Annotated in this window: 13 protein-coding genes; 8 read left to right on the plus strand and 5 right to left on the minus strand. The window is 66.1% G+C overall.

What is annotated here, in order from left to right; translation table 11 throughout:
- Window positions 1-72: 72 nt before the first annotated feature.
- Window positions 73-987 carry a galactofuranosyltransferase GlfT1 gene (gene glfT1, locus EAW56_RS07880; protein ID WP_369801185.1) on the plus strand — a complete coding sequence of 305 codons (915 nt, stop codon included), beginning with the start codon at window positions 73-75 and terminating at the stop codon, window positions 985-987.
- Here the strand turns inward: glfT1 and EAW56_RS07885 are convergent.
- Window positions 984-1,418 (minus strand): GtrA family protein, encoded by a 435-nt coding sequence (locus EAW56_RS07885; RefSeq protein ID WP_233125671.1) that lies wholly within the window; start codon window positions 1,416-1,418, stop codon window positions 984-986. The two genes, glfT1 and EAW56_RS07885, sit on opposite strands and share 4 nt — an antisense overlap.
- An 11-nt stretch (window positions 1,419-1,429) precedes the next feature.
- Window positions 1,430-2,191 (minus strand): hypothetical protein, encoded by a 762-nt coding sequence (locus EAW56_RS07890; RefSeq protein WP_095535883.1) that lies wholly within the window; start codon window positions 2,189-2,191, stop codon window positions 1,430-1,432.
- Between the two features lie 44 nt (window positions 2,192-2,235).
- Between EAW56_RS07890 and EAW56_RS07895 the strand changes: the two genes are divergently transcribed.
- The 3 genes from EAW56_RS07895 to dprE2 all read left to right on the plus strand — a co-directional run bounded on the left by EAW56_RS07895 (window position 2,236) and on the right by dprE2 (window position 4,739).
- A complete protein-coding gene (locus EAW56_RS07895) occupies window positions 2,236-2,472 on the plus strand; it encodes a hypothetical protein (protein ID WP_095538022.1) in 237 nt (78 codons plus the stop codon).
- A gap of 109 nt (window positions 2,473-2,581) precedes the next feature.
- The gene (gene dprE1, locus EAW56_RS07900) at window positions 2,582-3,961 is read left to right on the plus strand and encodes a decaprenylphosphoryl-beta-D-ribose oxidase (protein ID WP_095538021.1); all 1,380 of its coding nucleotides are present in this window, start codon (window positions 2,582-2,584) and stop codon (window positions 3,959-3,961) included.
- Window positions 3,962-3,974: 13 nt separating this feature from the next.
- Window positions 3,975-4,739, plus strand: coding sequence for a decaprenylphospho-beta-D-erythro-pentofuranosid-2-ulose 2-reductase (gene dprE2, locus EAW56_RS07905; RefSeq protein WP_095275263.1), 765 nt, complete (start codon window positions 3,975-3,977; stop codon window positions 4,737-4,739).
- Window positions 4,740-4,784: 45 nt separating this feature from the next.
- Here dprE2 and EAW56_RS07910 read toward each other — a convergent pair whose 3' ends face one another.
- The 3 genes from EAW56_RS07910 to EAW56_RS07920 are packed head-to-tail and all read right to left on the minus strand — an operon-like array spanning window position 4,785 to window position 7,221.
- Window positions 4,785-5,174 (minus strand): DoxX family protein, encoded by a 390-nt coding sequence (locus EAW56_RS07910; RefSeq protein WP_095535880.1) that lies wholly within the window; start codon window positions 5,172-5,174, stop codon window positions 4,785-4,787.
- Window positions 5,175-5,185: 11 nt separating this feature from the next.
- Window positions 5,186-6,559: an FtsX-like permease family protein gene (locus tag EAW56_RS07915; protein WP_122086017.1), complete on the minus strand. Its 1,374-nt coding sequence runs from the start codon at window positions 6,557-6,559 to the stop codon at window positions 5,186-5,188.
- Window positions 6,556-7,221 (minus strand): ABC transporter ATP-binding protein, encoded by a 666-nt coding sequence (locus EAW56_RS07920; RefSeq protein ID WP_240510561.1) that lies wholly within the window; start codon window positions 7,219-7,221, stop codon window positions 6,556-6,558. The genes EAW56_RS07915 and EAW56_RS07920 overlap by 4 nt, the downstream gene beginning before the upstream one ends.
- Window positions 7,222-7,314: 93 nt before the next feature.
- Here EAW56_RS07920 and EAW56_RS07925 point away from each other — a divergent pair, with 93 nt between their 5' ends.
- Genes EAW56_RS07925 through EAW56_RS07940 form a run of 4 tightly spaced genes read left to right on the plus strand, consistent with a single transcriptional unit; the run spans window position 7,315 to window position 14,008 of the window.
- Window positions 7,315-8,007, plus strand: coding sequence for a sensor histidine kinase (locus EAW56_RS07925; RefSeq protein ID WP_122086018.1), 693 nt, complete (start codon window positions 7,315-7,317; stop codon window positions 8,005-8,007).
- Entirely contained in the window at window positions 8,004-8,657 is a 654-nt protein-coding gene (locus EAW56_RS07930) for a response regulator transcription factor (protein WP_122086020.1), read from the plus strand. Before EAW56_RS07925 ends, EAW56_RS07930 begins: the two co-directional genes overlap by 4 nt.
- Window positions 8,658-8,688: 31 nt before the next feature.
- On the plus strand, window positions 8,689-10,632 hold the full coding sequence (locus EAW56_RS07935) for a galactan 5-O-arabinofuranosyltransferase (RefSeq protein ID WP_122086021.1): 1,944 nt from the start codon (window positions 8,689-8,691) through the stop codon (window positions 10,630-10,632).
- A 28-nt stretch (window positions 10,633-10,660) separates the two neighbouring features.
- On the plus strand, window positions 10,661-14,008 hold the full coding sequence (locus EAW56_RS07940; protein WP_122086023.1) for an arabinosyltransferase domain-containing protein: 3,348 nt from the start codon (window positions 10,661-10,663) through the stop codon (window positions 14,006-14,008).
- The last annotated feature ends 2 nt before the right edge of the window (window positions 14,009-14,010 follow it).

The following is a 14,010-nucleotide window of genomic DNA, read 5'->3' on the forward strand; positions in this document are numbered from 1 at the left end:
ATTCCAGGATTCAACGCCTAAACCTTCGCCACCTCCATGTCACACGCCTCAGTTCGGTGGTTGAGTGGCAGAATGGAAGGCATGACTGCCACCCTGTCCCCGGCCGGAGAAACGGCCGCTGTGATCGTCACCCACCAGCGCGTGGAACTTTTGCGCGCTTCCCTGGAACAGGTGGTGAACCAGACCCACCCGGTGCAGTGGGTGATTGTGGTGGACAACGGCGCGGAGGACCAGGTCAGGGACCTGCTCGAAGAGCTTGCGGGCGACCGCGCTGTCTACCTGCCCAGCCGCACCAACCTGGGCGGCGCGGGCGGGTTCGCCTACGGCTTCCTGCACGCGCTTGCCCTCGGCGCGGACGCGATCTGGTGCGCGGACGATGACGGCCGCCCCGCCGACGAGCACGTGCTGGGCGAGCTCTACCGCGTGGCAGAGGCGCACGCTCTGCACGAGGTCAGCCCGATCGTGGCCAACATCAACGACCCCGAAGCCCTCGCATTCCCGCTGCGCCAGGGCACCGTCTGGCACCGGCGAGTCGACGAGCTGACCGGCGATTTCCTACCCCAATACGCCTCGCTGTTCAATGGCGCCCTGATCAGCGCGCGAGCGATGGAACGCATCGGCGTGCCCGACTACCGCCTGTTCATCCGCGGCGACGAGGTGGAGTACCACCGCCGCCTGGCCCAGTCCGGCCTCCAGTACGGCACGGCGCTGACCACCAGCTACCTGCACCCGGACGGGTCGAGCGAGTTCCACCCCATCATGGGCGGTCGCGCGCACGCGCAGTGGCCGGATAACCCCACGAAGCGCTACTTCACGTACCGCAACCGCGGCTACATCATTAACCAGCGCGGGATGAAGAAGATGCAGCTGCAGGAAGTGGTGCGCTTCGGCTGGTTCTTCCTGCTCGAGCGCAAGAGCCCCCGCGAGTTCTTCCAGTGGCTGAAGCTGCTGCGCCGCGGCGCCCGCGAGGACTTCCGCCGACCCTAAATCGGGTCCTGCTGCGCGATGATCTTCGTCTCCTCCCGGAAGATCACGCGTCGTTGCAGCACAAAGTTGGTCACGGTGGCCACGCCCTGGGCGATGACGAAGGAGACGCCGTCCTTCCACGGGTTGACCAGGCCCATCGAGATGAGCGGGCCCTCGGTCCAGCGGTAGAGCAAGATCTGCACTACGAACGTCACAGCGTAGAGGACGAACACCGCGCCGGCCTTCTTCGCGTTCACCTCGGCCTGGAACGCAAACTTGGAGTTGAGTAGGTACGCAATGAGCGTGCCAAAGATCCAGCCGACGACCTTGGACAGGTCGCGCTGGATGTCCACAAACTCGTGGAGCGAGTAAGTAATACCGAAGTCAATGACCGCGCAGCCGATTCCGATGATCAGAAACGGGACCAACTGTTTGAAAAATGTGGAAGACACGGCGGACAAGTCTACCCGTGTAGCAGCTCGCGAAGAATTTCCAGGCGATCCACGGCGGAGAGATCGCCCACGAACGCCTCGCCGGCCCGGCTTAACGTGAACACTTCGTCGGCGTCCGTGTCCTCCCAGCCGAGTGCGCGCATGAGCCCGACCGCCAGCTTGCGAGTCGTCGGCTCATCGGCAAAGCACGCCATCACCAGCACGTGGACCCAGAACGCGTCGCTCGTCTTGCCCGCCGATTCCGGGAGCAGGGATGCAAGCCTCGCGCGCTCCTGCGCCGGCAAAGAGGGCTCCCCGTCGGCGATCACCTGGAGGAGCGGCACAAAGTCGAAGGACTCGGCGCGGTGGATCACCTCGCGTACCTCGGGGCGCAGCTGGCTCGCCGCCAGCTGCTGGCGCACGGCGTCCAGGTCCAGGTCGGCACCGCCGAACGCGCCCTCGCCCGCCACGCAGACGGGCCCGTCGCTGGTGCCGGGGTAGATGTCGGCGAGCTGCATGGTGAACTGCCACAGGCCCCAGGTAAAGGTGGCGGTGTCGCCGGGGGACGAGAGGACGTCGATAAGCATGCCCTGCTCTGGCGTGCCGACCTTTTCCTCGATGCCAAAGAGCGCGGCGATGATTTCCCGGCACTCGTCGATCGTGGTGGTGGAGTCCAGGCCGACCCAGCGGTAGACCTCTTCATCCGAGGCGAGTGCCACGCGCACCATGAACGTGGCGCCGGGGGAAAGTTGAATCACCGGCGCCAGGTGTTCGGAGTACAGCGTGCTGCCCATGGCGCCCACAATAGAGGTTTTTGGCACCCGCTAGGGTGAATGGCATGAGGAAGCATTACAAGGGCGACGACCCGAACGCGATCCACGAGGCGGCACAGCGTGTCGACGTGCCCCTGTCCGACTTCATGGTCCGCGTCTTCGCGGAAGAGCTACCTTTTGTGGATTCCGTGGGCCGCGGGCGCATCTACGAGCTCCTCCGAGAGCACAAAGCATCAGGTAAACCGACTATCACGTCGCAGGAGGAACTGCCACAGGAGATCCGCGAGATCATGGACCTCTAAGACACGAGAAATAGATCACACCTTTCAATGAGGGAAGTTCGGCCTGTTGTGAGTAGGCTCGAAGAACGCAAGCTTTTCCACCTTTAGTTGTATGAAGAGAAGCGGAGACATGGAACTTCACACCGAACTGAAATCCCTCTACGGTTGGGGCCGCACCGCGCCGTCCACGGCGCACGTGCTGTCCACCCCGGACGTGGACACCATCGCCAAGGCCGTCCAGGTGGCAGCCGAGAGCGGCCGCGGCGTCATCGCCCGCGGCATGGGCCGCTCCTACGGCGACCCCGCCCAAAACGGTGGCGGTCTGGTCATCGACATGCAGGAGCTCAACCAGATCCACTCCATCGACCCGGACACCGGCATCGTGGACGTGGACGCTGGCGTGACCCTGGACCAGCTGATGAAGGCTGCTCTGCCCTACGGCCTGTGGGTCCCCGTCCTGCCCGGCACCCGCCAGGTCACCATCGGCGGCGCCATCGGCCCGGACATCCACGGTAAGAACCACCACTCCGCAGGCTCCTTCGGCGACCACGTCGTCTCCATGGAGCTGCTCGTGGCCGACGGCCGCGTCCTCCACCTCGAGCCGGAGGGCGAGACCAGCGAACTGTTCTGGGCCACCGTCGGCGGCATGGGCCTGACCGGCATCATCCTGCGCGCCCGCATCAAGATGACGAAGACGGAGACCGCCTACTTCATCTCCGACACGGTGCGCACCACGACCCTCGACGAGACGATCGAGGAGCACTCCCACGGCCAGGAGGAGGGCTACACCTACTCCTCCGCGTGGTTCGACGCGATCTCCGCACCGCCGAAGACCGGCCGTTCCACCATCTCCCGCGGCTCGCTGGCCACCCTGGACCAGCTCAAGGAGTTCGCGCCGAAGCTGGCGAAGGACCCGCTGAAGTTCAAGGCACCGCAGCTGATGACGGTGCCGGACATCTTCCCGTCCTGGACCATGAACAAGCTGACCCTGTCCGCGATCGGTGAGGCCTACTACATGATGGGCGCGCCGTCGAAGAACGACATCAAGAACCTCACGCAGTTCTACCAGCCGCTCGACCTGATCGGCGAGTGGAACCGCGGCTACGGATCGAAGGGCTTCCTGCAGTACCAGTTCGTGGTGCCCACGGACGCGGTCGAGCCGTTCAAGGACATCATCTACCAGATCCAGTCCTCCGGCCACTACACCGCGCTGAACGTGTTTAAGCTGTTCGGCGAGGGTAACCGCGCGCCGCTGTCCTACCCCATGAAGGGCTGGAACGTGTGCGTGGACTTCCCGATCCGTCCGGGCCTCAACGAGTTCCTCGACCGCCTGGACGACCAGGTCATGGAGTTCGGTGGTCGCCTCTACCTGGCGAAGGAGTCCCGCACCAGCGCAGAGAAGTTCCACAAGATGTACCCGGAGCTTCCCGGCTGGCTGAAGACCCGCCACGACATCGACCCGACCGGCGTCTTCGCCTCCGACATGTCCCGCCGCCTCGAGCTGCACTAGAAAGGAATCCCCAATGCTGAATGCAGTAGGCCAAGCCCAGAACATTTTGCTGCTCGGTGGCACCTCAGAGATCGGTCTCGCGATCGTCTCCGAGCTCGCCTCCCGCGGCGGCAACCCCACCGTCACCCTCGCCGCGCGCAAGGGCTCTTCGCGTATCGACGCCGCGGTGCAGGAAGTCTCCGCCGCCGGCGCCTCCAAGGTGCGCCTCATCGACTTCGACGCCACCGACTTCGACGCCCACCCCGGCGTGATCGACGCCGCCTTCGAGGACGGCGACGTTGACGTGGCGGTCGTCGCGTTCGGCACGCTCGGCGACCAGGAACAGCTCTGGCAGGACCAGGCCGCCGCCGTCGCCTCCGCGCAGACGAACTACACCGCCCCAATCTCGGTCGGCGTACTTTTGGGCCAAAAGTTCAAAGCCCAAGGTCACGGCCACATCATCGCCATGAGCTCGGTCGCGGGACAGAAGGTGCGCCGCTCCAACTTTGTCTACGGCGCATCCAAGGCCGGCATGGACGGCTTTTACACCCAGCTCGGTGAGGCACTGCGCGACAGCGGTGTGAAGGTCACCGTGGTCCGCCCGGGCCAGGTCCGCACCAAGATGACCGAGGGCCTCGACGAGGCGCCGCTGACCGTGAACAAGGAGGACGTCGCTGAGGCTGCCGTCGAGGCTGCGCTTGGCGGCAAGTCCAACGTGTTCGTGCACAAGCTGTTCGGCCCGATCTCCATGGTGCTCAAGGCCATCCCGGCCCCGATCATGCGCAAGCTGAACTTCTAACTTTTCGGCGAAAAGTCCTGCCCCGGTTTCGGAGCAGGACTTTTACTATTTCTCGGGCAGGCCAGCGGCGTGGAGTGCCCCGGCGATAAGCGCCGGCTGGAAGAACAGGCGCGCCAAGCGCTTGCCGTCGGTGTCCAGCCCGAACCCGTCGTGACGCTCGGCGTACTGGCCGATGTTGCCCGGGAAGATCGCCGCATAGAACGCGGCGAGCGCGACGCCCACCTCGCGGCGCCGCTTCTTCCACGCGAGCAGCCCCGCGCCAAGCGCGATCTCTGCCACGCCCGAGCCCAGGACCACGGCGTCCTTGTCCATGGGGAACCAGTTGGGCACCTGTGCCTGGAACTCTTCGCGATTGAAGGTGAGGTGGGAGATACCCGCGAACGTCATGGCGGACCCGAGGGCGATTGCGGTCAAATTTTGGCTTTGCTTACTCATGCGCGCCGATACTAGTCCTTTGCCCTGCCGGTTTCCGCGAGCACCTTTGCGCGGAGACGGCCGGTGGCAACCACGGCACCAAGGCAGCCGACCAGAGCGAGCGCGATGAGCGCGCCGAAAAACAGTACGGTTGCGATCCCGTCGGGCGTTGCCCCGACCATGACCAGGCCGACGAGCACGCCTTGACCAAATCCCAGCAGCGCTGCGACCACCATCGGCACGCCAATTTCGCGCACCGCAACTTTTGTGTGAAAAGTTGGTGCCGCACCGATGAAGTGGAGCGACTTGGTCAGCTGCTTCTGCTCCACCACCGCGAGCGCCTGCGTCAGCAGGGTGAACAGCACCAGTAGTACCGCGCCGAAGAGCACCGTGATGGCGATGCCCTTGGGCAGATCTTGCACGATGAGCGCCTCCTCGGGGGCCACCTCACTTTCCGCGATGCCCTGGAATGCCCCGGCCACCCCGGCAGTGAACGCGACGAAGAACAGCGCGCTGCACCTGCGCCACGTGTTCTTCGCGCCGCGGCCCACTCGGCGCGTCGCTACGTAGTTGTACGCTCCTGGGATTCGGTAGCTTAGGCGCGCCACAATCTGGATCACTCCGACGGCGATCAGCGTGTTCACCACCAAGAACCCGATGAAGACGACGAGTGCTACCAGGATGTCCGCGAAATCGGCCTCCGGCGCGACCGGGTGTCGATCAAGCCAGATGTACAGAGCGATTGCTGCGGCGACAGCGCACACCGTGGTGATTATCTTCTGCCCGGGGTGCGGCACGCGCTTGGTCACGCCGAGCGGTGTGACCGCCACCTGCTGCAGCGCGCGCCACACGGAACCCGCGGCGAGCAGCGCGATGGCCGTCCACGCGATCGGCACGACCCACCAGGTGAACATTTCCCAGGTGCCGATCTGTGCTCCTTGAAAGGAAAGCGCTGACCAGGCTGGCACGCTCGCTACGTAGGCCGCCGTGCCGATGCTCAACCCGACGAAGGCCCTGCGTAGCGCCTCCAGGATCATCATGCCTCGCACCTCACCTGCGGTCGCGCCGATAAGCCTTAACACCGCTAGCTGTTGCTCGCGCCCGCTCAGGTCTGCCCGCGCCGCCTGCGTGAGCAGGGTGAGCAGGGTGGGGACGAGCAGCGCGCACGCGAAGAGCGCGAGCCCGATGTAGAGCAGCGGTATGTCGATGTCGCCGCCGATGTCCGGGTATTGCCTGTCGCGCTCCACGAACATCCACGTGCCGCCGGCGAGGGTGCACAGCATCCACGTCGCGACCGCCAGCGCAACTACGGAAAGTGTCCGCACCCAGCGCTCGCCGGAATGCTTCTGCGCCAGCGCGTCCTTCGACTGCACGTTGGTCGCCTTGAGAAGTGTGGTTGCGCTCATGCCGTCACCTCCGAGTGAATGAGACCGTCGCGGATCTCGATGCGCCGGTTACACCAGGCCGCGATCTTCGGGTCGTGCGTGACCAGGACGAGAGTGACGCCGAACTTCTGCGCCACTGCCACGATCTCCTGCATCACCTCATGCCCGGTGGCCTGGTCCAGCGCCGCGGTCGGCTCGTCGGCGAAGACCACCTTCGGCGGGCCGGCGAGCGCCCGGGCGATCGCGACCCTTTGCGCCTGCCCGCCGGAGAGCTGGCCTGGGAACCTTGACGTGAAGTTCCCCAACCCCAGGCGGGTGAGCATGTCGTCCGCCTGCTCGTGGGCCTCTTTTCTCGAGGTGCCTCGCATGATCTGGGGTAGCGCCACGTTCTCGGTGGCGGTGAGTTCCGGCAGCAGCTGACCATCCTGAAAGATGAAGCCGAAGTGGTTGAGGCGAAGTTTGGACCGCGCGGCGTCGTCAAGCGCTGCGATGTTGGTGCCATCGAAGACCACCTCGCCGGAGTCCGGGGTGAGCACGCCGGACATGCAGTGCAAGAGCGTCGACTTGCCGGAGCCCGACGGCCCCATCACGGCGAGCGATTCGCCGGCTTGGACCTGAAGGCTCACGCCCTCGAGGACGCGCTGCCTGGTGAATGATTTTGTGATGTCTGTGAGAGTGAGCATGCTTCCATTCAACTTTTGGCCGAAAAGTTTCACCATGGTGCTCGCGCCCAAAAATCGGGTAGTGCTAGCACTACCTCGCTACTGTATGCAGGTATGAGGTGGAGGAAACGAGCGAGCAACGAGGCGACGGCCGCCAGACGAGTTCACCAGCTCACGGCGTCTCGGCGCAGGATCGCCGAGGCCTACGAGGTGGAGCGGCTGCGCATCGAGCGCGACCTGCACGACGGCGCGCAGCAACACTTCGTCGCCGCTGCGATGAAGGTGGGCGAGGCGCGGATCGACACTGACGGGAGCACCCGGGCGCTTCTCGACGACGCCGCGGCCGACCTCAAGCGCGGCCTGGAAACCCTGCGACGCACCGTCCGCGGTATCCACCCCAGCGAGCTCACCGACCGGGGCCTGGTCGCGGCGGTGGAGACTGCAGCTTCCCAGTACGGCCCCCACGTGCGGGTCCGCGCCCCGCACCCACTGCCCGCCATTGACGCATCCGTGCTCGCCGCCGCCTACTTCTTCGCCACCGAGGCGCTCACGAATGCGGCGAAATATGCGAAAGGGCACCCCGTCCACATCCTTATCACCTGCGACGACACGCTCAACGTCGTGGTCACGGACCAGGGCGACGGCGGCGCGCACTTCCTTCCGGGCGGCGGCCTCGACGGGATGCGCGAGCGCGTTGCCGCGTTCGGCGGAAACGTCGAGTTGAACTCGCCGGCCGGCGGCCCGACCACCGTCGCGGCGCGCATCCCGCTCTTACTTTTCCGCGGCGAAAGCGGGGTGGCGCTGTGAAGATTGTGGTTGCAGACGATTCCGCGCTGCTGCGCGAGGGCGTGGCCGGCCTGCTCACCCGGCGCGGCCACGACATCGTCGGCGAGGCCTGCGACGCCGAGGAGCTCGCCTCGCTTATCGACGCCACACCCCTCCCCGACCTCCTCATCACCGATGTCCGCATGCCACCGAACATGCGCGACGACGGACTCACCACCGCCCTGGAGCTCCGCGAGCGCCACCCGGGCCTAAACGTGCTGGTCCTGTCCCAATACGTCGCCGCGCCGTACGCCCGCGAACTTTTCGGCCAAAAGTTCGGCGGCGGCACGGGCTACCTGCTCAAGGACCGGGTCGCCGAGGTGGCGGACTTCATCACCACCTGCGAAACCGTCGCCGGCGGCGGCGTGGTCATCGACCCGGAGGTGGCCAGCTCCCTCATGCACGCCAGCGCCCCGTGGCTGCGCGCGCTGACCCCGCGCGAGCTCGAGGTCCTCGAGCTCATGGCGGAAGGGCTGTCCAACGCCGAAATTTCGGCCAAACTTTTCCTCTCGTCGGCGGCGGTGGCGAAGCACGTCTCCAGCATCTTTTCCAAGCTGGGTCTCACCCCGGACGAGGACAATCGGCGGGTGCGCGCCATCTTGATGTTCCTGTCTGAGCGAGGTGTCGAGTAGCACCCGCCAGGTTTGTGCGAAACTAGAGGGCATGAGCACGACAGTTGCACCTGAAACTTCGGTAGACCCCACGTTTGGGCTGCGCACCACCGGCTATGAACCCGACGCACTTTCCGCGCGGAAGACGCTCATCCTCACCCTCGCCGCCGGGTTCGCGGCCGCCGCGGTGACCACACTCGCCTGGTTTGTGCTCCACTCCATCTCCCTGCCGGCGTTCAACCGGTCCATGTCCACGCGCGCGCTGTCCACGGCGGGCTCGTTTGTCATCCTCGGCGCCACCCTGGTCTGCTGCATCGGCTGGCTTCGCGGCAAGCGCACCTGGCCGAAGGCGGTGATGATGTATGTCACTGCCCCAGCGCTGGTGATCACCTCGCTGGCCATCCCGCTGGCGGCGACCCGCCTGTGGCTGGATGGCATCCAGGTGGACCAGGGCTTCCGCACCCAGTTCCTGTCGCGCATGACGGAGACCGCGGCGAACGCGGACATGAGCTACAAGGACCTGCCCACCTTCTACCCAATGGGCTGGTTCTGGGCCGGCGGGCGCGTGGCGGACCTGCTGGGCATCCCGGGCTGGGAGGTCTTCCAGCCCTGGGCGCTGATCACCCTGGCGGCGGGCGCGGCCATGCTCACCCCGATCTGGCAGAAGATCACCGGCTCGCTGCCGGTCGCGTGCACCATCGCCACCGTCACCACCGCGATCGTCCTGACGGAGACGCCGGACGAGCCGTACGCGGCCATCGTCGCCATGTTCTTCCCCGCGGCCGCCATCATCGCCCGCCGCGCGCTCCTCGGCTCCCGCAACGCCATCATCTTCATGGTGCTCTACCTGGGCCTCTCCGCCTGCTTCTACACCCTGTTCACCGCGGTCGCCGCGCTGCTGGTGGTCGCGCTCGCGGTGGTGGAGTGCGTCATGCAGGACCGCAACTTCCGGGTGATCGGCCGGCTGTGCGTCATTGGCGTGTGCTCCATGGTCATCGCGCTGCTGAGCTGGGCACCGTACCTCTACAACGTGCTGTTCGGCGACTACGAGGTGAAGTCCACCGCCAACCACTTCCTGCCGGAGGAAGGCACGGCCTACCCGCTGCCGTTCCTGTCCTTCTCCGTTATCGGCGTCCTTTCCTTCTTCGGTCTGATCTTTCTGGTGGTGCGCGCGGTGGACAAAGAGGTGGCGTCGTTAGGCATTGCCGCGATTGTTTGCTACGCCTGGTGCCTGGCGTCCATGTCCGCCACCCTGGTGGGCACCTCACTGCTCGGGTTCCGCATCGAGGTGCTGGTGATCGAGGTGTTCGCGACCGCGGGCGTGATCGGCGTGATGGACGCCTGCCTGGTCGGGCTGGACTACTTCTACCCGGCGCGGTTCTCCCCGGAGTCCATCCGCGGCATCATGGCCATCGTCATGGTCGTGCTCGCCGGCGCGTGCCTGGCGTACGTGCAGCAGATCCCGGCCGAGAACGAGTCGCACATCGACCAGGCCTACGCGGATACTGACGGCTTCGGCGAGCGCGCCGACCGCTTCCCGCCCAACGCGGCGAAGTACTACGGCGAAATCTCGGAGCTGATCGAGTCGCACGGGCACGCCCCCAACCAGGCGGTGGTCTACACCGATGAGATCAACTTCATGGCGTTCCACCCCTTCTTCGGCTTCAACGCGTTTACCAGCCACTACGCCAACCCGCTCGGCGAGTACGACCAGCGCAACGACGCCCTGGCCGCCTGGTCGCAGCTGTCCTGGGACCACCCCGAGGAGCTCACCGCGGCCATCGACGGCGCGAAGTGGGAGCCGCCCGCCGCCTTCATCTTCCGCGGCGACGTGGACGACCCGGAGGCCGGGTTCAAGACGCACATCGCGCACGACATCTTCCCCAACCAGCCGAACGTCCGCTACGAGGGCATCTTCTTCAACCCGAAGGCGTTCGAGGGCGGCGACTGGGACGTGGAGCAGATCGGCCCGTTCGCGGTAGTGGTGCGTACATAGCGCGTCAGTCACAGTAAGGTGACTGTTCGTGGCAACCGTTTCAAATGTTCAACCAAAAGCTCCGAAGTCGCTGGTCTACACCGCGATCGTTTCCGGTCTGATCGCCTTCGTCCTGCTGGTCTTCACCCCCTTCCTGCCCGTCAACCAGGTGCAGTCGAAGATTTCCTGGCCGCAGCAGGGCAGCGTCGCCTCCGTCAACGCGCCGCTGATCTCGCTCGCGCCGCAGGACGTGTCGCTGACCATCCCGCTCAGCGCGGTCGACGAGCTGCGCGATGACCAGACCACGATCCTGTCCACCCTCCCGGAATCCTCCAAGGAGGCGACGGACCGCGGCCTGTTCATCACCGCCCCCGAGGGCGGCCTGGTGGTCTCCTCGCTCAATGACGTCGTCTTCGAGCTGACCCCCGACGAGGTCCGCTCCCTGCCCGCCGACGCGCGCCTGGAGATCCGCCAGACCGACGAGGGCATGACCGCCGCCATCCCCGGCACCACCTTCGTGGAGGAGTCGGACGATGACTACAGGCCCCAGCTCACCGGCCTGTACACCGAGCTCAAGCCCGAGGCTTCGCAGAAGCTTATCGACGCCGGCCTTACCGCCACCGTCGACGTGAACTCTCGCTTCACCTCCTCCCCCACCACCGTCAAGCTGCTCAGCATGGTCGGCGGCCTCGTCGCCGCCCTGATCGGCCTGTGGGCCCTGCGCCGCCTGGACCGCTACGACGGGAAGCACCTGCCCGCCTTCGGCCCCCGCTGGCGCACCTTCACGCTTCTCGACGCCGTCGTGCTCGCCATCCTCGCGTTCTGGCACGTCTTCGGCGCGAACACCTCCGACGACGGCTTCCTGCTCACCATGGCCCGCGTGTCCAACGACTCGGACTACATGGCGAACTACTACCGCTGGTACGGCGTGCCCGAGGCCCCGTTCGGCTCCCCGTTCTACGACGTCCTCGCCCTGCTGTCCAAGGTGACCACCGCGTCCATGTGGATGCGCCTGCCCACGCTGCTCGCCGCGGTCCTCACCTGGTGGATCCTCTCGCGCGAGATCCTCCCTCGCCTCGGCTCGGTGGTGGCAGACCGCAAGGTGGCCCACTGGACCGCCGCCTTCGTCTTCCTGGCGTTCTGGCTGCCGTACAACAACGGGCTGCGCCCGGAGCCGATCATCGCGCTCGGCGTGATTGCCACCTGGGCCATGTTCGAGCGCTCCATCGCCTCCGGCCGGCTCGCCCCCGCCGCGTGGGGCACGGTGACCGCGGCGATCACCCTGGCCTGTGGCCCGACCGGCCTCGCCGCCGTGGGCATCTTCCTGGTCAGCCTGCCGGCCGTGTTCCGCATCATGAACCGGCGCCGCCACATCGCCCCCGGCCTGGCCTACGTGGCCGTGTTCCTGGGTGCCGGCCTGGCGGTGTTCGTGCCTATCTTCAAAGACCAGACGCTGGCCACCGTGCTCGAGTCCACGTCGGTGCGCAGCCAGGTCGGCCCGGCCCTCGAGTGGTTCTCCGAGTGGGTCCGCTACGGCACGCTCTTCCAGCAGTCCGTGGACGGCGCGATGTCGCGCCGCTTCCCCATGTTCGTGTTCTTCTTCTGCCTCATCCTTATCTCCTGGGCGGTCGCCCGCTTTGGCAAGGTGCCCGGGGTGGCCAAGGACGTGACGCTGCGGATGCTGCTGATCGTGGGCCTGTCCACGTTCTTCCTCATGTTCACGCCGACGAAGTGGACCCACCACTTTGGCATCTACGCGGGCCTGGGCGGCGCGGTTGCCGCGCTCGGCGCCGTGGTACTTTCCCACATCGCGCTGCAGTCCAAGCGCAACCGCACCTTCGCCATCGCCGCGGTCCTGTTCCTCATGGCGCTCACCCTCGCCGGCTGGAACGCCTGGTGGTACGTTTCCTCCTTCGGCGTCCCGTGGTGGGATAAGACGGTCCAGATCAAGGCGGTCGAGGCGAATAAGGTCGTGCTCATCCTCGCCCTGCTCGTTGCCCTGGTGGGCGTGGTCCAGTCCTTCCGCAAGGACCAGACCGAGAAGCGCGTCGGCGGGGCCTGGACCGGCATCATGGCCGCCCCCATCGCCGTGATGGCGGTGGCGATGGTCGCCTTCTCCTGCCTCACCTTTGCTAAGGCGTTCGCGTCCCAGGCCCCCGCGTACTCGGTGGGCATGGGCAACGTGAAGTCGTTTGCCGGCGACACCTGCGCGCTTGCAAACGATGTACTGCTGGAGGACGACACCAACGATTCCTTCCTCACCCCGGCCGACGGCGTCCCGCTGGGCAAGTCGCTCGACTCCGGCGACGAGAACCGCGGGTTCACGCCCGACGGCGTGCCGGCCTTCATCGTCAGCGAGAACGCGAACTCCTCCGATACGCAGCAGGAATCGCGCTCGGAGGCGTCGGCGGTGGAGAAGGACGCGTCGTCGACAAGCGCTGGCACCGACGGCACGGAGACGGAGGAGGACGCGCCGGACTCCAAGGACCTGACCGAGGAGGCGCAATCCACCACCACGACGCACACGCAGGGCAACCGCCCGAAGTCCATGCGCGGCATCAACGGCTCCACCGTCCGCCTGCCGTTCAACCTGGACTACACGCGCGTGCCGGTGCTGGGCACCTTCGAGGACGAGCCGAAGGCGTCCGCCAAGCTCAAGACCTCCTGGTACGAGCTGCCGGAGCTTCACGACGATTCCCCGCTCCTCGTCACTTCCGTCGCCGGTCGCATCAAGCACCACGACATCAACGGCGTCGAGCAGGAAGGCACCGAGCTGGTCCTGGAGTACGGCAAGCGCGCCGACGACGGCAGCATCACCAAGCTGGGCGAGAAGGAGATGCTGGACCAGGGCCCGACCCCGCTGTGGCGCAACCTGCGCCTGCCGCTGGCGGACCTGCCGGAGGACGCGGACGTGGCGCGCCTGGTGGCCGAGGACGCCTCGCTTGCCCAGGAGGACTGGCTGGCCATCACCCCGCTGCGCAACCCGCACCTGTCCCCGCTCAACGAGCGCTTCGACGCAAACACCCCCGGCCTGCTCGACTGGTCCGTCGCCTTCCAGTACCCGTGCCAGCGCACGTTCAGCCACTACGCCGGCGTGACCGAGATCCCGGAGTACCGCATCATGCCGGACGCCCCGGGCAAGCAGCAGCTGTCCGGCTTCATGGATTTCTTGGGCGGCGGCGCGCTGTCCACCGCGGAGGCCGTGAACTACTCCTACGAGATCCCCGGCTACCTGCGCAACGACTGGCAGCGCGACTGGGGTTCCGCCGCGAAGTACGAGCGCAGGACGAACTCCGTCGGCGATGTCCCAAACAACGCGCAGATAGATTACGATGAGGTCGTCCGATCGGGCTGGTGGACTCCGGGCCCGATGAAGATCCGTGACCCGGAAGAGTAAGA

It is taken from the genome of Corynebacterium gottingense, assembly GCF_003693265.1.
Classification (GTDB): domain Bacteria; phylum Actinomycetota; class Actinomycetes; order Mycobacteriales; family Mycobacteriaceae; genus Corynebacterium; species Corynebacterium gottingense.